The 16,178-nt window shown below is 70.1% G+C and carries 16 protein-coding genes; 3 read left to right on the top strand and 13 right to left on the bottom strand.

Annotation, left to right across the window (positions count from 1 at the left end):
• Positions 1–4: 4 nt before the first annotated feature.
• Both VFR90_RS14845 and lptD read right to left on the bottom strand, forming a co-directional pair.
• Positions 5–1,324 (bottom strand): peptidylprolyl isomerase, encoded by a 1,320-nt coding sequence (locus tag VFR90_RS14845; RefSeq protein WP_326406928.1) that lies wholly within the window; start codon positions 1,322–1,324, stop codon positions 5–7.
• A gap of 55 nt (positions 1,325–1,379) precedes the next feature.
• Positions 1,380–3,869 (bottom strand): LPS-assembly protein LptD, encoded by a 2,490-nt coding sequence (gene lptD / locus VFR90_RS14840; RefSeq protein ID WP_326406927.1) that lies wholly within the window; start codon positions 3,867–3,869, stop codon positions 1,380–1,382.
• A 228-nt stretch (positions 3,870–4,097) separates the two neighbouring features.
• Between lptD and VFR90_RS14835 the strand changes: the two genes are divergently transcribed.
• Positions 4,098–5,150, top strand: coding sequence for an aminoglycoside phosphotransferase family protein (locus tag VFR90_RS14835; protein ID WP_326406926.1), 1,053 nt, complete (start codon positions 4,098–4,100; stop codon positions 5,148–5,150).
• Here VFR90_RS14835 and VFR90_RS14830 read toward each other — a convergent pair.
• Positions 5,138–6,136, bottom strand: a complete 999-nt coding sequence (locus VFR90_RS14830; protein WP_326406925.1) for a LysR family transcriptional regulator — start codon at positions 6,134–6,136, stop codon at positions 5,138–5,140. The two genes, VFR90_RS14835 and VFR90_RS14830, sit on opposite strands and share 13 nt — an antisense overlap.
• 38 nt (positions 6,137–6,174) lie before the next feature.
• Between VFR90_RS14830 and VFR90_RS14825 the strand changes: the two genes are divergently transcribed.
• Together VFR90_RS14825 and VFR90_RS14820 are read left to right on the top strand one after the other, a co-directional pair.
• Positions 6,175–6,921, top strand: a complete 747-nt coding sequence (locus VFR90_RS14825; RefSeq protein WP_326406924.1) for a 16S rRNA (uracil(1498)-N(3))-methyltransferase — start codon at positions 6,175–6,177, stop codon at positions 6,919–6,921.
• Positions 6,922–7,036: 115 nt separating this feature from the next.
• Complete coding sequence (locus tag VFR90_RS14820; RefSeq protein WP_326406923.1) at positions 7,037–7,501, top strand: YidB family protein; 465 nt, start codon at positions 7,037–7,039, stop codon at positions 7,499–7,501.
• A gap of 43 nt (positions 7,502–7,544) precedes the next feature.
• Here the strand turns inward: VFR90_RS14820 and VFR90_RS14815 are convergent, their stop codons facing one another.
• From VFR90_RS14815 to VFR90_RS14770, 10 genes are all read right to left on the bottom strand, one after another.
• The gene (locus VFR90_RS14815; protein ID WP_326406922.1) at positions 7,545–7,961 is read right to left on the bottom strand and encodes a F0F1 ATP synthase subunit epsilon; all 417 of its coding nucleotides are present in this window, start codon (positions 7,959–7,961) and stop codon (positions 7,545–7,547) included.
• A gap of 21 nt (positions 7,962–7,982) precedes the next feature.
• Positions 7,983–9,401 carry a F0F1 ATP synthase subunit beta gene (gene atpD / locus VFR90_RS14810; RefSeq protein WP_326406921.1) on the bottom strand — a complete coding sequence of 473 codons (1,419 nt, stop codon included), beginning with the start codon at positions 9,399–9,401 and terminating at the stop codon, positions 7,983–7,985.
• A 49-nt stretch (positions 9,402–9,450) separates the two neighbouring features.
• Entirely contained in the window at positions 9,451–10,326 is an 876-nt protein-coding gene (atpG, locus tag VFR90_RS14805) for a F0F1 ATP synthase subunit gamma (protein ID WP_326406920.1), read from the bottom strand.
• A gap of 38 nt (positions 10,327–10,364) precedes the next feature.
• Positions 10,365–11,918 (bottom strand): F0F1 ATP synthase subunit alpha, encoded by a 1,554-nt coding sequence (gene atpA / locus VFR90_RS14800; protein ID WP_326406919.1) that lies wholly within the window; start codon positions 11,916–11,918, stop codon positions 10,365–10,367.
• A 51-nt stretch (positions 11,919–11,969) separates the two neighbouring features.
• Positions 11,970–12,494 (bottom strand): F0F1 ATP synthase subunit delta, encoded by a 525-nt coding sequence (locus VFR90_RS14795; RefSeq protein WP_326406918.1) that lies wholly within the window; start codon positions 12,492–12,494, stop codon positions 11,970–11,972.
• 2 nt (positions 12,495–12,496) lie between these two features.
• A complete protein-coding gene (locus tag VFR90_RS14790) occupies positions 12,497–12,967 on the bottom strand; it encodes a F0F1 ATP synthase subunit B (protein WP_326406917.1) in 471 nt (156 codons plus the stop codon).
• 78 nt (positions 12,968–13,045) lie between these two features.
• Positions 13,046–13,309 carry a F0F1 ATP synthase subunit C gene (gene atpE / locus VFR90_RS14785; RefSeq protein WP_128198652.1) on the bottom strand — a complete coding sequence of 88 codons (264 nt, stop codon included), beginning with the start codon at positions 13,307–13,309 and terminating at the stop codon, positions 13,046–13,048.
• Positions 13,310–13,415: 106 nt separating this feature from the next.
• Positions 13,416–14,255 carry a F0F1 ATP synthase subunit A gene (gene atpB, locus VFR90_RS14780; protein WP_326406916.1) on the bottom strand — a complete coding sequence of 280 codons (840 nt, stop codon included), beginning with the start codon at positions 14,253–14,255 and terminating at the stop codon, positions 13,416–13,418.
• A 25-nt stretch (positions 14,256–14,280) separates the two neighbouring features.
• Positions 14,281–14,760 carry an ATP synthase subunit I gene (locus VFR90_RS14775; RefSeq protein WP_326406915.1) on the bottom strand — a complete coding sequence of 160 codons (480 nt, stop codon included), beginning with the start codon at positions 14,758–14,760 and terminating at the stop codon, positions 14,281–14,283.
• A gap of 115 nt (positions 14,761–14,875) precedes the next feature.
• Positions 14,876–16,144 (bottom strand): NAD(P)/FAD-dependent oxidoreductase, encoded by a 1,269-nt coding sequence (locus VFR90_RS14770; RefSeq protein ID WP_326406914.1) that lies wholly within the window; start codon positions 16,142–16,144, stop codon positions 14,876–14,878.
• Positions 16,145–16,178 lie beyond the last annotated feature (34 nt).

The following is a 16,178-nucleotide window of genomic DNA, read 5'->3' as shown; positions in this document are numbered from 1 at the left end:
CGGCTCACTGCGGCGGCTCGCGGATCTCGATGTAGGCGCGCGCGCGCACCTCGCGCAGCCATTCGGCATAGGCCGTCTCGAACTTCTGCTCGCGCAGCAGGTTGCGCGCGATCTCGCGCTGCTGCTTGCGATCGACGCTGGTCTGCCGCCGCTCGGTCACCTGGATCATGTGCACGCCGAAGCGCGAGGTCACCGGGTCGGAGATCTGCTGCGGCGCCAGCGTCTTCATCACCGCCTCGAACTCGGGCACGAACTGGCCCGGCGTCGCCCAGCCGAGGTCGCCGCCCTGCTGCGCGCTGCCGTCCTCCGAGACCTCGCGCGCGATCTGCGCGAAGGTGGCACGGCCGGCCTCGATCTGCTGCTTGTATTCACGCAGCCGCTGCGCCGCCGCCTCCGCGCTCAGCTGCGCCGACGGCCGCAGCAGCACATGCCGCGCGCGGGTCTGCTCGACCATCACCGCGCCGTCGCGCCGGTCGATCACCTTCAGCACGTGGAAGCCCGCGCCCGAGCGCACCAGCTGCGAGACGACCGCGCCGGCGCGCAGGTCCTTCACCGCGGTGGCGAACAGGTCGGGCAGGCGGTCGAGCGCGCGCAGGCCGAGCGCGCCGCCCTGCTCCTTGGCGCCTTCCGAGAGCTCGTTGACCAGCTTCGTGAAGTCCTCGCCGCCACGCGCCCGCGCCAGCGCGCGTTCGGCGAGCTGGCGCTTGGCCTCGACCTGCTCGGGCGTCGCCGACTCCGGCAGCGCGAACAGCAGCTGCGCGACGTTGAACTCCGGCGGTGCCATGCCGCTGGCGCGGCTGGCAATCAGCGCGTCGACGTCGGCGTCGCTGATCTTGATGCGGTTCTGCACCTCGCGTTCGCGCACGCGCTCGAGCAGGATCTGGTCGCGCAGGTTGGCGCGAAAGCGCGCGAAGTCGATGCGCTCGCGCGCGAGCCGCTCGCGCAGCTCGGGCAGCGTCAGGCGGTTTTGCTGCGCGACGTTGGCGACCGCGCGGTCGAGTTCGGGATCGTCCACGCGCACGCCGCTGTCGCGCGCGGCGCTGAGCTGCGCGCGCTCTTCGATCAGCTGGTCGATCACCTGCCGGCGCAGCTCGCCGGCGGACGGCAGCGGCTGGCCCGACTGCTGGGCCTCGCGCCGCGCGCCGGCGATGCGCTGCTCGACCTCGCTGTTGGTGACCAGTTCGCGGTCGACGACCGCAACGATGTAGTCGGCCGACTGCGCCGCGCCGCGGCTCGGCGCCTGCGCGGCGGCGTTCAGCGCGACGCAGGCGGCCAGCAGCGGCAGCGCGCGTCGGCAGGCGGCAAGGAAGGTGGTGGCGGGCATGGCATCGGGCGCGAATGCGAGAAACGCGAGGAAGGGGCCGACCGCACAGCCGCGGTCAAGGATTGGCGAAGGCCGGCGTGACCGCGGCGGCGTCGTCGCGCAGCAGCCGGTAGCCCGGGATATTGTCTTTCAGCACCCGCAGCGGGTTCGATCCGAGCCGCGACAGGCCGACCAGTTCCAGTTGCAGCAGAAGCCGCGTCGTCGCTTCGGAGCGGCCGGTCGACAGCCGCTCGGCGACCACGCGGCCGATCCAGCAGCCGGCGTCGTACTCGACGCCGAAGATCGCGTCGGTGATGCGCGAATCGCGCTGGCTGTAGTTGACGCGCCCGACGCTGTACCAGGCGCCCGAGCAGCCCGCGCTCGCCGGCGGGCGGGCCAGCCGGCCCGGGTCGTCGGCCGCGAGGTCGTCGCGCGCCTGCGCGGCCGCGGCGTGCTCGCGCGCAAGGCCGTTCAGCGGCCACTGCCAGCCGACCTCGATCTGCTCGGTGGCGTCGCGGTTGAAGCGGTAGTTCAGGCTCAACGTGCGGAACGGGCCGGGCGAGTAGCGCGCGCCGACGATCGAGCGCACGGTGCGGCTGATCTCGCCGTTGTACTGGACCGCGCCGTCGAACCACCAGCGCGGCACCAGGCTCGTCGAGCCGAACAGGAGCAGATCGGACCAGCGCTGCGTGACCGGTTCGCCATCGGGCGTGATGCGCTGGTCGCGCAGCAGGAGCCGCTGCGCGAGGCCCAGGCGCAGCGCTTCGGCGCCGGTGCGCCGGTCGAGGAAGCGGGTGGTGACGCCGGCGGTGACCTGGTTCGCGTCCGAGACGCGGTCGATGCCCGAAAAGGCGTTGTCCGCGTAGATCGAGGTGAGGTTGAAGTCGGTCGGCGCGCTGTCGAAGTTCGGCAGGCCGCTCTGGTCGCGGTAGGGCGTGTTGACGTAGAGCAGCCGCGGCTCGAGCGTCTGCACCATGTCGCGGCCGAATGCATAGGTGTCGCGTTCGAGCACCCAGGTGCTGTCGAGCGAGACGGTCGGGATCACCCGCGAGGCCTGCGTGCGGCCGTCGGCCAGCGGCGTGTCGGTGCGGTAGCTCGCGGCATTGAGCGACACGCGCGGCGTCACCACCCAGCCATTGGCGCCGATCGGCGACCACGGCCGCGCCAGCGAGCCGAGCAGGTGCAGCCGCGAGCCCTCGACCTGCACGGTGTCGTCGTTGGTGAAGCGGTTGGCTTCGGTCTGCCAGTCCCATTCGAAGCCGCGTGCCGCGCCGCGCTGGCTGACGCCCACCTGCGGCTCGCGCTGGTAAGGCGAGACGATCGTGCTCGCGAGATCGCGGTCCTGCAGCACCTGCCATTGCTGCACGCGGGCGTAGATCTGGGTGTCGCCCCAGGCGGCGTCGAAGCGGCGGCGCGCATAGGCGTCGGTGGGCAGAAGGCGCGGCGTGATCGTCGGGAGCTTGCGCGCGAAGTCCTTCCAGTAGTCGCTGTCGGACACGCGCAATGCCGTCAAGCCGTAGTCCACCGCGCCGACGTAGGGGCCCTCCCAGCGCGCGCGGTGGTTCAGGTCGAGCGACCACCGATCGCGATCGGCCACGCGGTCGCCCGGCAGCGCGAACAGGTTCAACTCGCCCCCATAGCTCGGCTCCAGGTAGCGGAATTCGCCGCCGAGGCCGGCGCCGCGGCGCTGGAACAGCTCGGGCGTGAAAGTGGCGTCGCGATTTGGCGCGATGTTCCAGTAGTAGGGCGCAGCGACCGACAGGCCGCTCTTGTTGTCGAGGTTGATCGACGGCGGCAGCCACCCCGACTTGCGCGCGTCCGACAGCGGAAAGCTCAAGCTGGGCGCCGCGAGGATCGGCACGCCGTAGAAGCGCAGCACCGCGCCCTCGGCGACGCCGGTGTCGGCGGCGGTGTCGAGCAGCACGCGGTCGGTCTTCAGCTCCCAGGCCGGCTCGGGCGCCGGGCAGCTCGAATAAGTGGCGCCGTAGGCGAGGCTGCGCGAGTCGTCGATGAAGACGAAGCGGTCGGCGCTGCCGCCGGCCGCGGTGCGCTCGAACTGGTAGCTCGGCTGCAGAAAGTAGCCCTCGAAGCGCTGCACCTTCAGCTGCACCTCGGGGCCGCTGAAGACGTTGCCGTTGCGGCGGATCTCGACGTTGCCGTTGGCCCGCACCAGATCGATCGACTGCTGGTACTCGATGCGGTCGGCCTTCAGCGACAGCGGTCCCTGGCGCAGCACGACCGCGCCCTCGGCGATCGTCTCCAGATCGGGCCGGCCGGAAAGGCGATCGGCCTCGATCACCAGCGGCTCGGCGCTGCCGTCGCCGCGCCGCGGCGTCGGCGCGAAGCGCGCACCGTCAACGTTCGCGGCGGCTGCCGCGGCGGAAGCCTCCGGCGCCGAGGCCGCGGGCGACGGCACGGCGGCCGAGGCAGCCGTCGCCGGTGCCGGGGCGGCCTGCGCCTGCGCCGCCGTCGGTGCGCCGAGGCTCGCGCCGGCGCAGCCGAGCACCAGCGAAGCGGCTCCCGCGACGGCACGACGTTCGATGCGCCCGCCGCGCGCCGCGAGCACGGCGCGCGCATCACGTCGTTCGGCTAAGGGTGTCGAGGCGAGGGTCAAGATGGTGGCGGCTCGAGGCTGCAGGCGGGCCGCAACCGCAGCTGGCGCGACGCGAAGGGACGGCTGCGGTCCCTAGAATCGAAACGATTATCCACGTCGGGTCCGCGCATCGACCCGTGTTCTTCACCGATGCGGCGCGGCTTTCGACCTTGGCCGCACCTGCCGTTCGACCCTGATGCGATGAGCCTCGCGACCTCGATCCCCTGGAGCGACCCGGCCCGACGCGCGGCCTTCGAAGCCTGGCTCGCGCCGCTCGCCGCGGCACAGCGACTCGATGCCGCGAGCCTGCGGGCCGCGAGCGCGGACGCGAGCTTTCGTCGCTACTTCCGCATCGATGCCGCCGACGGCACGCGCGTCGTGATGGATGCGCCTCCCGCACAGGAAGACAGCGCGGCGTTCGTGCGCGTCGCCGCGCTGCTGCGCGCCGGCGGCCTGCGTGCGCCGCAGGTGTTCGACTGGCACGAGGCGCAGGGCTTCATGCTGCTCGAGGACCTCGGCGAGCGCACGCTGCTCGATGCCGTCCAGGGTCTCGACGCGACGGCCGCCGCGCCGCGCTATCGCGCCGCGCTCGAAAGCCTCGTGCGGCTGCAGGTGCTCGATGCCGGCGATGCGGCGCCCGCCTACGACGCCGCGATGCTCGACCGCGAGCTCGAGCTCTTTCCCGCCTGGTACGCCGAGCGCCACTGCGCGCTGGCCTTGAGCGACACCGAGCGCGCCGGCTTCGATCGCTGCAAGCGGCTGATCGTCGACGCCTGCCTCGCGCAGCCGGCGGTGCTGGTGCATCGCGACTACCACGCGCGCAACCTGATGGCCGGCGACGACCCGCAGGCGCCGCCGGGCGTGCTCGACTTCCAGGGCGCCGTGCGCGGCCCGATCACCTACGACGTGGTCTCCTTGCTGCGCGATGCCTACATCGAATGGGACGAGGAGACCCAGCTCGACTGGGCGATCCGCTGGTGGGAGCAGGCGCGGCGCGCGAAGCTGCCGGTCGATGCCGACTTCGGCCGCGTCTGGCGCGACTTCGAATGGACGGGGCTGCAGCGCCACCTGAAGGTGCTCGGCATCTTCGCGCGGCTTGCGCACCGCGACGGCAAGCCCGGCTACCTCGCCGACCTGCCGCGCGTCTGGCGGCACGCGCACAAGGTCGCGACGCGCTACCAGGGGCTGGGTGCGCTGGCGCTGCTGCTGGAGAAGCTCGCCGGCACGCAGCGCGCGAGCGGCTACACCTTCTGAACGACGCCGTGCTGCTTCGCCGGTGCGCCCGTCTCGCAACCCGCGGCCAGCAGCCAAGGGTCGCGGTCCTCGCCACCGAAGGTCGCGACGAGAAAGTCGACGAACGCGCGCGTGCGCGTCGGGATGTGCTTGCGCGAAGGCATGCCGGCCCAGATCGTCGCGCTCCACAAGTGCCATTGCGGCAGCACGCGCTCGAGGGCGTTCTCGAGCAGCGCGTCCTCGATCACGTAGCTCGGCAGGCCGGCGATGCCGAGGCCGGCGAGCGCCGCGGCGTACATGGTGTCGATGTGCGTGGTGCTGAGCACCGAGCGGCGCGGCACGATCGTCACCGACTCGCCGGGCGGCTCGCCGTGACGCGCCGTGCCGCGCTCGAAGCTCAGGCCGTTCTGCAGCTCGGACAGCGGCGGCACGATCGCGTCGAGCGCCATGCGCGCCAGATCGTTCGGGTGCTCGGGCCGGCCCTTGCGGTCGAGGTACTCGGGCGCCGCGCAGATGATCACTTCCGAGCGCGCGAGACGGCGTGCGACGAACTCGCCCTGCAGCGGCTTGCGCGACGTCATGATCGACACGTCGAAGTTCTCGTCGACCGTCTCCACCGGCCCCGGCGCGCTGACCTCCAGCGTCACCTGCGGGTGCAGCTGCTGAAAGCGCGGCAGGTGCTTGGCGAGTTGGTGCACCGCGATGGCCGGCGAGGTCAGCACGCGCAGATGGCCGCGCGGCTCGCGCGTCGAGGCGCCGGCGAGCGCCTCGGCTTCTTCGATCTCGGTGAGGATCTGGCGGGCCTTGTCGAGGTAGGCCTCGCCGACTTCGGTGAGCGCGAGCCGGCGCGTCGTGCGATTGATCAAACGGGCGCCGAGGTGCTCTTCGAGATCGGCGACATGGCGCGTCACCGCAGCCGGCGACATGCGCTGCGCCGCCGCTGCGCCGATGAAGCTGCCGGCGTCGATCACCGCGACGAACACCCGCATCGAGCGCAACTGATCCATGCGGCGATGATGCCGCGAAGCGCCGCTTCGGGGCCGCGATGAGCGCGCGGCTGCACGTCGATGCGAGCTTCGTCGCTGGCGCCATGCTCGTCCTGCCGGCCGGCGCGGCGCGCCACGTGCAGGTGCTGCGGCTGCAGCCCGGCGCAGTGCTGCGGCTGTTCGACGGGCGCGGCCTCGAATGCCCAGCCGAGATCGTCTCGATCGGCCGCAGCGACGTCGAGGTGCGGCTCGGCGCACCCGTGGCGGTCGACCGCGAGCTGTCGATCGCGGTGACGCTCGCTGTCGGCATGCCGGCGAACGAGCGGATGGACGCGCTGGTCGAGAAGGCCTGCGAGCTGGGCGCCGCGGCGATCGAGCCGCTCGTCTGCGCGCGCTCGGTGCTGCGGCTCGACGGCGAGCGGGCGGCGAAGCGGCGTGCGCATTGGCAGGCGGTCGCGATCGCCGCGGCCGAGCAGTGCGGGCGTACGCGGGTGCCGCAGGTCGCGTTGCCGACGCCGTTCGCCGCATGGCTCGCGGCGCTCGACGCCGAGGCCGGCGCCGGCTCGACGCGCGTGCTGCTAAGCCTCGATACCGACGCGACGCCGCTCGCACGCTGCCTCGACGCCGCAGTGCCGCTCGCCAGGCTGAGGCTGCTCAGCGGCCCGGAGGGCGGCCTTGCGCCGGACGAGGAAGGCGCGGCGCGGCGAGCCGGCTTCGAGGCCGCCAGCCTCGGTGCGCGCGTGCTGCGTGCCGACACGGCACCGCTCGCGGCGCTCGCCGTCGTCGGCGCCTGGACGCCGCGCTGAGAAAGGTGTCAGTCGTGCGTCATCGCAGAGCCCCGGCCGCCGACAGGGTTCGCGCTTGTTCCTTCATGGAGCAATTGCACAATGCGCCGCAGGCGGCGTCGCCGGGGAGACGGACATGGGCTTGTTGGACTCGGTGATCGGAGCGCTCGGCGGCGGCGCGCTGGGCAGTGGGCGCGGCGGTCGGGCCGATCTGCTGCAGGCGGTGATCGCGATGCTCGCGCAAGGCGGACTGCAGGGCGCACGGGCGAGCGACGGCTTGGACCGCGGGCTCGGCGGCGGCCTTGGCGAGCTGGTCGAGCGCTTCGAGCACGCCGGGCTCGGCACGGTGGTCGCGTCGTGGATCGGCAGCGGCCACAACCTGCCGATCTCGGCCGACCAGCTCGGCAGCGTGCTCGGGCCGGACGTGATCGGTCAACTCGCCGAACAGGCCGGCGTGCCGCAGGACGAGGTGAGCGAGCAGCTGACGCGGCTGCTGCCCCGCCTGGTGGACAAGCTGACGCCGAACGGTCAGCTCTCCGACGTGCGCGACACCGGCTTCGGCGACCTGGGTAGCGTGCTGGAACGCTTCAGCAGGCACTGACCGGGCAGCGCGAATCGGCGACGGCGGCCTGCGCCGCCGTGCTTCACTTCTTGCGGAACTTGCGCAGCGCGGCGATCTGCGCGGCCATCGCGGCGAACTCGCCCTGGGCCTTCGCGAAGTCGATGTCGTTCTTCGCGTTCTTCATCGCTTCCTCGGCGACGCGCTTGGCCTCGGTGGCCTTGGCCTCGTCAAGGTCGGCGCCGCGGATGGCGGTGTCGGCGAGCACCGTCACGCGGTCCGGCTGCACTTCGAGGATGCCGCCGGCGACGAACACGAACTCTTCCTGTCCGTTATCGGCGCGCTCGACGCGCACCGCGCCGGGCTTGATCCGCGTGATCAGCGGCGTGTGACGCGGGTAGATGCCGAGCTCGCCCATCTCGCCCGGCAACGCGACGAACTTCGCCTCGCCCGAGAAGATCTGCGCCTCGGCGCTCACCACATCGACGTGAATCGTGGCCATGCTGTCGGTGCTCCGCGTCGCTTACTGCAGCTTCTTGGCTTTCTCGAAAGCCTCGTCGATCGTGCCAACCATGTAGAAGGCCTGCTCGGGGAGCGAATCGCACTCGCCGGCGACGATCATCTTGAAGCCGCGGATCGTCTCCTTCAGCGGCACGTACTTGCCCGGCGAGCCGGTGAAGACCTCGGCGACGTGGAAGGGCTGCGAGAGGAAGCGCTGGATCTTGCGCGCGCGCGACACCGCCAGCTTGTCCTCGGGCGCGAGCTCGTCCATGCCGAGGATCGCGATGATGTCGCGCAGCTCCTTGTAGCGCTGCAGCACCGCCTGCACGTCGCGCGTCGTCTTGTAGTGCTCTTCGCCGACCACGTTCGGGTCGATCTGGCGCGACGTGCTGTCGAGCGGATCGACCGCCGGGTAGATGCCGAGCGCGGCGATGTCGCGCGAGAGCACGACGGTCGCGTCCAAGTGCGCGAAGGTCGTCGCGGGCGACGGGTCGGTCAGGTCGTCCGCCGGCACGTAGACGGCCTGGATCGATGTGATCGAGCCGACCTTCGTCGACGTGATGCGCTCCTGCAGGCGGCCCATCTCTTCGGCGAGCGTCGGCTGGTAGCCCACCGCCGACGGCATGCGGCCCAGCAGCGCCGAAACCTCGGTGCCGGCCAGCGTGTAGCGGTAGATGTTGTCGACGAAGAACAGCACGTCGCGGCCTTCGTCGCGGAACGACTCGGCGATCGTCAGGCCGGTCAGCGCGACGCGCAGGCGGTTGCCGGGCGGCTCGTTCATCTGGCCATAGACCATCGCGACCTTCGACTGGCTCAGGTCCTCCTGCACCACGACTTTCGAGTCCGACATCTCGTGATAGAAGTCGTTGCCCTCGCGGGTGCGCTCGCCGACGCCGGCGAACACGCTCAGGCCCGAGTGCGCTTTCGCGATGTTGTTGATGAGCTCCATCATGTTCACGGTCTTGCCGACGCCGGCGCCGCCGAACAGACCGACCTTGCCGCCCTTGGCGAACGGGCAGATCAGATCGATGACCTTGATGCCCGTCTCGAGCAGCTCCTGCGACGGGCTCAGCTCGTCGTAGGCCGGCGCCTTGCGGTGGATCGAGGCCGAGAGCGTCATGTCGACCGGGCCGCGCTCGTCGATCGGGTTGCCGAGCACGTCCATGATGCGGCCGAGCGTGGCCGGGCCGACCGGCACCGTGATCGGCGCGCCGGTGTTCTTGACCTCGACCCCGCGGCGCAGGCCGTCGGACGAGCCGAGCGCGATCGTGCGCACCACGCCGTCGCCGAGCTGCTGCTGCACTTCCAGCGTGAGCGCCGAGCCTTCCATCTTCAGCGCGTCGTAGACCTTGGGCATGCGGTCGCGCGGGAATTCCACGTCGACCACGGCGCCGATGCACTGGACGATCTTGCCGACCGCGGCTGCTTGGGTGTTCGCCATTTCGTGTTCCTCGAATGAATCCTGTTCGTTGCTTCGATGCGCGCGCGGGTCAACCCACCGCGGCCGCGCCGCTGACGATCTCGCTCAGTTCCTTCGTGATCGCCGCCTGCCGCGTCTTGTTGTAGACGAGCTTGAGTTCGCCGATCAGGTTGCCGGCGTTGTCGGTCGCCGCCTTCATCGCGACCATGCGCGCCGACTGCTCGCTCGCCATGTTCTCGGCGACCGCCTGATAGATCAGCGCCTCGACGTAGCGCAGCAGCAGGTCGTCGATCACCGTCTTGGCGTCGGGCTCGTAAAGATAGTCCCAGCCGGGCTGGCCGGCGTCGGCGCGCATCTTGTCGGAGCTCAGCGGCAGGAGCTGCTCGACCACCGGCTCCTGCTTCATCGTGTTCAGGAACTTCGTGTAGCAGAGGTAGACCGCATTGACGCGACCCTCGCTGTAGGCGTCGAGCAGCACCTTGAGCGGGCCGACGAGCCGTTCGAGCTGCGGCGCGTCGCCGAGCTGAGTGGCCTGCGACACCACCTTCGCGCCGATGCGGTTCAGGAAGCCGAGGCCCTTGTTGCCGATCGCCACCGCCTCGGATTTCACGCCCTGCGCATCCAGCTCGCGCAGCTTCGCGGTCACCGCGCGCAGCACGTTGGTGTTGAGGCCGCCGCACAGGCCCTTGTCGGTGGTGACGACGACGAAGCCGGCCGCCTTCGCCGCCTGCGCGCTCACCGCCATGAAGGGATGCGTGTACTCGGGGTTCGCGGTCGCGAGGCTGGCGGCGATGTTGCGGATCTTGTCGCTGTACGGCCGCGCGGCGCGCATGCGCTCCTGCGCCTTGCGCATCTTCGAGGCCGCGACCATCTCCATGGCCTTCGTGATCTTCTTGGTGTTCTCGACGCTCTTGATCTTGCCGCGTATTTCCTTGCCGGCTGCCATCGCGTACTCCTTGTCTTGAAGGGTCGGTCAGGCGCCGATCAGGCGAACGACTTCTTGAACGCCGCGATCGCGTTGCCGAGCTCCGCTTCGCTGTCCTTGTCGAGTGCCTTGTTGTCCTCGAGCTTCTTCAGCAGCGCCGCATGGCTGGTCTTCAGGTGCTGGTGCAGGCCGTGCTCGAAGGCGAGCACCTTCTTCACGTCGATGTCGTCGAGGTAGCCCTTGTTCACCGCGAACAGCGTCGCGCCCATCAGGCTGATCGGCAGCGGCTGGTACTGCGCCTGCTTGAGCAGTTCGGTCACGCGCGCGCCGCGGTCGAGCTGCTTGCGGGTCGCTTCGTCGAGGTCGGAGGCGAACTGCGCGAAGGCGGCGAGTTCGCGGTACTGGGCAAGGTCGGTGCGGATGCCGCCCGACAGGCCCTTGATCAGCTTCGTCTGCGCGGCGCCGCCGACGCGGCTGACGGAGATGCCGGCGTTGATCGCAGGGCGGATGCCGGCGTTGAACAGGTTGGTTTCGAGGAAGATCTGGCCGTCGGTGATCGAGATCACATTGGTCGGAACGAAGGCCGACACGTCACCGGCCTGCGTCTCGATGATCGGCAGCGCGGTCAGCGAGCCGGTCTTGCCCTTGACCTCACCCTTGGTGAACTTCTCGACGTAGTCGGCGTTCACGCGCGCCGCGCGCTCGAGCAGGCGGCTGTGGAGGTAGAACACGTCGCCGGGGAAGGCTTCGCGGCCCGGCGGGCGGCGCAGCAGCAGCGAGACCTGGCGGTACGCAACGGCCTGCTTCGACAGGTCGTCGTAGATGATCAGCGCGTCCTGGCCGCGGTCGCGGAAGTACTCGCCCATCGTGCAGCCCGAGTAGGCCGACACGTACTGCATCGCCGCCGACTCCGAAGCCGAGGCAGCGACGACGATCGTGTACTCCATCGCGCCGTACTGCTCGAGCGCGCGCACCACGTTCTTGATCGACGACGCCTTCTGGCCGATCGCGACGTAGACGCAGGTCACGCCCTGGCCCTTCTGGTTGATGATCGCGTCGATCGCCACCGCGGTCTTGCCAGTCTGGCGGTCGCCGATGATCAGCTCGCGCTGGCCGCGCCCGATCGGCACCATCGAGTCGATCGACTTCAGGCCGGTCTGCACCGGCTGGTCAACGCTCTTGCGCGCGATCACACCCGGCGCGACCTTCTCGATCACGTCGGTCATCTTCGCGTGGATCGGGCCCTTGCCGTCGATCGGCTGGCCGAGCGCGTTGACCACGCGGCCCTTCAACTCGGGGCCGACCGGCACTTCGAGGATGCGGCCGGTGCACTTCACCGTGTCGCCCTCGGAGATGTGCTCGTATTCGCCAAGGATCACCGAGCCGACCGAGTCGCGCTCGAGGTTCAGCGCGAGGCCGTAGGTCGGCTGGCCGTCCTTGCCGGCGGGGAACTCGAGCATCTCGCCGGCCATCGCGTCGGACAGGCCGTGCACGCGCACGATGCCGTCCGTCACCGAGACCACCGTGCCCTGGTTGCGGATGTCGGTCGAAGCGCCGAGGCCTTCGATGCGGCTCTTGATCAGCTCGGAAATTTCAGCGGGGTTCAGTTGCATGGAGGACTCCGTTTCCGTGGCGCCGGGGCGTCGGGGGATGAATGTGGGGCGTCAGGCGACCAGCGCCTGCTTCATCGCGTCGAGGCGGGCCTTGACCGAGGTGTCGAGCACCTCGTCGCCGACCACCACGCGGATGCCGCCGATCAGTTCGGGGGCGACACTGAGTTTGGCGTCGAGCTTGCGGCCGAAGCGCTTCTCGAGCGCGGCCTTCACCTCGGCGAGCTGCGCGGCGTCGATCGGGAAGGCGCTGTAGACGAGCGCGTCGGACACGCCCGACTTCGCATTGACCAGCGCATGAAACTGCGCGGCGATCTCCGGCAGCGCAGCAAGGCGGCCGTTGTCGATTACCGCGGCGAGCAGGTTGCGCACCGAAGGCGCCGGCGCAATCTTCGCGACGCCGACGATCAGCTCCTGCACCTGCTGCGCGTCGACCTTCGGGTTCGCGGCAAACTGCAGCAGTCGGGCGTCGGCGGCGACCGCGGCGAGCGCACTCAGCTGCTCGGCAACGGCAGCGTCGCCGCCGGCCTTGAACAGCGCTTCGGCGTAGGGCCTTGCGATGGTGGCGAGCTCGGCCATGCTCAGAGTTCCGCCTTCAGCCGGCCGAGCAGGTCGGAGTGCACCGAGGCGTTCACCTCCTTGCGCAGGATCTGCTCGGCGCCCTTGACCGCGAGCGCGGCCACCTGCTCGCGCAACACCTCGCGGGCCTTGATCGACTCCTGCTGCGCCTCGGCCTTGGCCGCCGCGACGATCTTGGCGGCCTCCTCGGCCGCGCGGCCCTTGGCGTCCTCGACCATCGACTGCGCGAGCCGCTCGGCGTCCGCGAGCCGCTTGGCGGCGTCTTCGCGCGCCGACGAGAGTTGCTCCTCGACGCGGCGGTTCGCCAGCGCGAGATCGGCCTTGGCCTTGTCGGCGGCCGAGAGGCCGTCGGCGATCTTCTTCGCGCGCTCGTCGAGCGCGGCGGTGATCGGCGGCCATACGAATTTCATCGTGAACCAGACCAGGATCGCGAACACGATCATCTGGACGATGAGGGTGGCATTGATGCTCACGGCAGGAACCTCGTCATGGACTGACCACGGGCCGCGGGAACATGCCCGGCGACCCGACGTACCGGCGCCAGCCGCCGATCACTTCGGCAGGTTGGCGATCTGGCCGAGGAAGGGGTTGGCGGTGGCGAACCACAGCGCGATGCCGGTGCCGATGATGAAGGCCGCGTCGATCAGGCCGGCCAGCAGGAACATCTTGGTCTGCAGTTCGCCCATCAGCTCGGGCTGGCGCGCGGCGCTCTCGAGGTACTTGCTGCCCATGATGCCGATGCCGATGCAGGCGCCGATCGCGCCCAGACCGATGATCAGACCCGCAGCGAGGGCGACAAAGCTGATGACTTCCATGGTGACTCCTAGTGAGTGATATCGAGACAGGAAAAGTGATCGTCGATCGGAAGATCGCGGATCGGCGGGAACTGCAAAGCGAAGGGAAGCAGGCTTGGTCAGGCGCTCAGTGCGCGTCGTGCGCCTGGCCGACGTACACGAGCGTCAGCATCATGAACACGAAGGCCTGCAGCGTGATGATCAGGATGTGGAAGATGGCCCAGACGGAGCCGGCGATCACGTGGCCGATCGCCAGGCCGATGCCGGTGGCGCTGAGCGTCCAGGCGCCGCCCATCAGCGCGATCAGCATGAAAATCAGCTCGCCCGCATACATGTTGCCGAACAGCCGCATGCCGTGCGAGACCGTCTTCGCGACGAACTCGATCAACTGCATCGCGAAGTTGACCGGGTAGAGGAACCACTTGTCGCCGAAGGGCGCCGAGAACAGCTCGTGCACCCAGCCGCCCAGGCCCTTGATCTTGACGTTGTAGACCAGACAGACCAGCAGCACGCTCAGGCTCAGGCCCATCGTCACCGAGAGGTCGGCGGTCGGCACGACACGCTGGTAATTCGCGATGCCGCCGTGCTCGACGATGTAGGGAATCAGATCGACCGGCAGCAGGTCCATCGCGTTCATCAGGAAGATCCAGACGAACACCGTCAGCGCGAGCGGCGCCACCAGCTTGCGGCTGGTGGCGTTGTGCACGATGCCCTTGGCCTGCGAATCGACCATCTCGACCAGCAGCTCGACCGCGGCCTGAAAGCGCCCCGGAACACCCGAGGTCGCCTTGTGCGCGGCCTTCCACAGCAGCCAGCAGGTCAGCACGCCGAGCAGCACCGACCACAGGATCGAGTCGAGGTTGAAGACCGAGAAGTCGACAACCGCCGATTGCTTCTGGTTCTGCAGATGGGTGAGGTGGTGAACGATGTATTCACCGGCGGTCGGGGCGTGGCCTTCCGTTGCCATGTCGTGTACTCAGCCTCGTCGTCCATCAACGGCCGCGCCACAGCAGCGCGAGCCAGTTCACTTTCATGCCCACCACCATCGTTGCCAGCAGCACCGGCCAACTCAGGTGGGGCACCACCCGCGCGGCGATCACGAGCATCGCGATCGACACGCCGATCTTCAACATCTCCCAGAACATGAAGCCGGCGGCCGAGGCCGCGGCGTTCGCTGCTCTGCGCGTCATGCCGCGCGCCATCAGAGCGCTCGGCAGGACCACCGCGGCCGCGCCGTACGCCGCCGACCATGCGGCATCGCTTCCACCCAAGACCACGGCGAGCAGCACGCACAGGACCCCGGCGAACGCCTGGGCCGCGACCACCCGCCACGGCGACACCGACGGTTCGCGCTTCACGAGCGCCTGCGCTTCTTCACGGCTCAGGCGGCGAAACGGCGGATCGGTGGCTTGATCTGCGTCGTCCCAGGCCGTTGCTCGGGCACGATCACCACGTGGGGACGGCGCAGACATCGACTCGAAACTGACCTCAGGCAAAGCCGCGGGAGTATACGGGCCAACCCGAGGACGGTCTTGTGTCGGACCGGACCGGTTCGGTGTTGCGTGCCTTCGCCGCAACGCTGCCCGTTCAGCGCTCGAACAGCAGCCGCGCGAAGCTGCGTGCGCTGACCAGGTTGCTCGGCTCGTAGGTCTCTTCGAGCACGCCGCTCATGCGCGCGAGCCGGCTCGGGCTGCGCCGCGCGCTCCAGACGAGGAGATCGACGAGCCACGGCCGCGCGTTCACGGTGTTCGCCTTCTCGTAGATGCGAAAGCGCGGCCGCAGCGCGTGGAGCTTGGCCGCGTAGGCCGCGGCGATGGCAGCGTCGCCGTGCTGCGCGCGCAGCCCGTCGGCCAGCGCATCGGCGGCCAGCAAGCCCGTCTCCAGCGCCTTGCCGATGCCCTCGCCGGTCAGCGCGTAGGTGCTGCCCGCGGCCTCGCCGGCGACCAGCAGCCCCGGCCGCGACCACGCCGCACCTTCGAGCGAGCAGCGCAGCGGCGCGCCCTTCGGCTCGGCGAGCCAGCGGCCGCCTCGCACCAGCTCGCGCGCCGGCGGATGCGCGTCGATGAAGGCATCGAAGACTGCGCGCAGGTTCACGTCCTGCATCGCATGCCGGCCGTCGCGCCCCGGCTGGTGGCTCTGTGCGACGCCGACACCGAGGTTGAACACGCCGTCACGGCAGGGAAAGATCCAGCCGTAGCCCGGCCTGAGCTTCTTGTGCCACAGCACTTCGAGCTCGGTGATGCGCCCGACCATCGCCGCATTGCGCACGTAGCCGCGCAGCGCGATCGCGCTCGGCGTGCGCCGCCCGCAGACCCCCGCCGCCAGGCTCGCCTGCGGCGGCGCGCCCGAGGCGAGCACCGTCCAGCGCGCTTCGATCGCACGCTCGACGCCGCCGTGCGCGAGCCGCGCACCGATCACCCGCCCGGCGTCTTCGATCGGTGCGACGAAACGCGCCGGCGCATGCATGCGCGCGCCGGCGCGCGCCGCGTTGCGGCAGACGATCAGGTCCAGCTCGCGCCGCGGCAGCACCGCGAGCCGGCCCGGCACGTCGACATGGCCGCCGCGCGGCCCGATGCAGCGCACGTGGGCGACCGGCTGCGCCGCCGCCATCACCTCCGCATGCACGCCGAGCGCTTCGAGCGCGCGGTGCGCATCGGGGATCAGCCCGTCGCCGCAGACCTTGTCGCGCGGGAAAGCCTGCTGGTCGATCAACACCGCCTCGAACCCCGCGGCTGCGAGCCGCGTCGCGGCCGCCGCGCCGGCCGGCCCGGCGCCGACGACGAGCACGTCGCAGCGCGCCGGCAGCTCGGCAAGCGGGCGATTGAGCGGGGTGTCGGAAGAGGCGGCGTCGCTCATGCGGGCCGGCATTCTAGAAATGCCGACCCGCGCG

Origin of the sequence: Methylibium sp. (genome assembly GCF_035762065.1) — a bacterium.
Classification (GTDB): domain Bacteria; phylum Pseudomonadota; class Gammaproteobacteria; order Burkholderiales; family Burkholderiaceae_C; genus Methylibium.
This window is presented reverse-complemented; position numbering and strand designations above follow the sequence as displayed.

What these genes read in the sequence shown, in the direction of transcription:
- VFR90_RS14820 (WP_326406923.1), top strand. Translation starts at nt 7,037, where the DNA reads ATGGGCTTGTTGGACTCGGTGATCGGAGCGCTCGGCGGCGGCGCGCTG.
- VFR90_RS14845 (WP_326406928.1), bottom strand. Translation starts at nt 1,324, where the DNA reads ATGCCCGCCACCACCTTCCTTGCCGCCTGCCGACGCGCGCTGCCGCTG.
- atpD (WP_326406921.1), bottom strand. Translation starts at nt 9,401, where the DNA reads ATGGCGAACACCCAAGCAGCCGCGGTCGGCAAGATCGTCCAGTGCATC.
- VFR90_RS14825 (WP_326406924.1), top strand. Translation starts at nt 6,175, where the DNA reads ATGAGCGCGCGGCTGCACGTCGATGCGAGCTTCGTCGCTGGCGCCATG.
- VFR90_RS14770 (WP_326406914.1), bottom strand. Translation starts at nt 16,144, where the DNA reads ATGAGCGACGCCGCCTCTTCCGACACCCCGCTCAATCGCCCGCTTGCC.
- VFR90_RS14815 (WP_326406922.1), bottom strand. Translation starts at nt 7,961, where the DNA reads ATGGCCACGATTCACGTCGATGTGGTGAGCGCCGAGGCGCAGATCTTC.
- VFR90_RS14775 (WP_326406915.1), bottom strand. Translation starts at nt 14,760, where the DNA reads ATGTCTGCGCCGTCCCCACGTGGTGATCGTGCCCGAGCAACGGCCTGG.
- atpE (WP_128198652.1), bottom strand. Translation starts at nt 13,309, where the DNA reads ATGGAAGTCATCAGCTTTGTCGCCCTCGCTGCGGGTCTGATCATCGGT.
- VFR90_RS14795 (WP_326406918.1), bottom strand. Translation starts at nt 12,494, where the DNA reads ATGGCCGAGCTCGCCACCATCGCAAGGCCCTACGCCGAAGCGCTGTTC.
- atpA (WP_326406919.1), bottom strand. Translation starts at nt 11,918, where the DNA reads ATGCAACTGAACCCCGCTGAAATTTCCGAGCTGATCAAGAGCCGCATC.
- VFR90_RS14835 (WP_326406926.1), top strand. Translation starts at nt 4,098, where the DNA reads ATGAGCCTCGCGACCTCGATCCCCTGGAGCGACCCGGCCCGACGCGCG.
- atpB (WP_326406916.1), bottom strand. Translation starts at nt 14,255, where the DNA reads ATGGCAACGGAAGGCCACGCCCCGACCGCCGGTGAATACATCGTTCAC.
- VFR90_RS14830 (WP_326406925.1), bottom strand. Translation starts at nt 6,136, where the DNA reads ATGGATCAGTTGCGCTCGATGCGGGTGTTCGTCGCGGTGATCGACGCC.
- atpG (WP_326406920.1), bottom strand. Translation starts at nt 10,326, where the DNA reads ATGGCAGCCGGCAAGGAAATACGCGGCAAGATCAAGAGCGTCGAGAAC.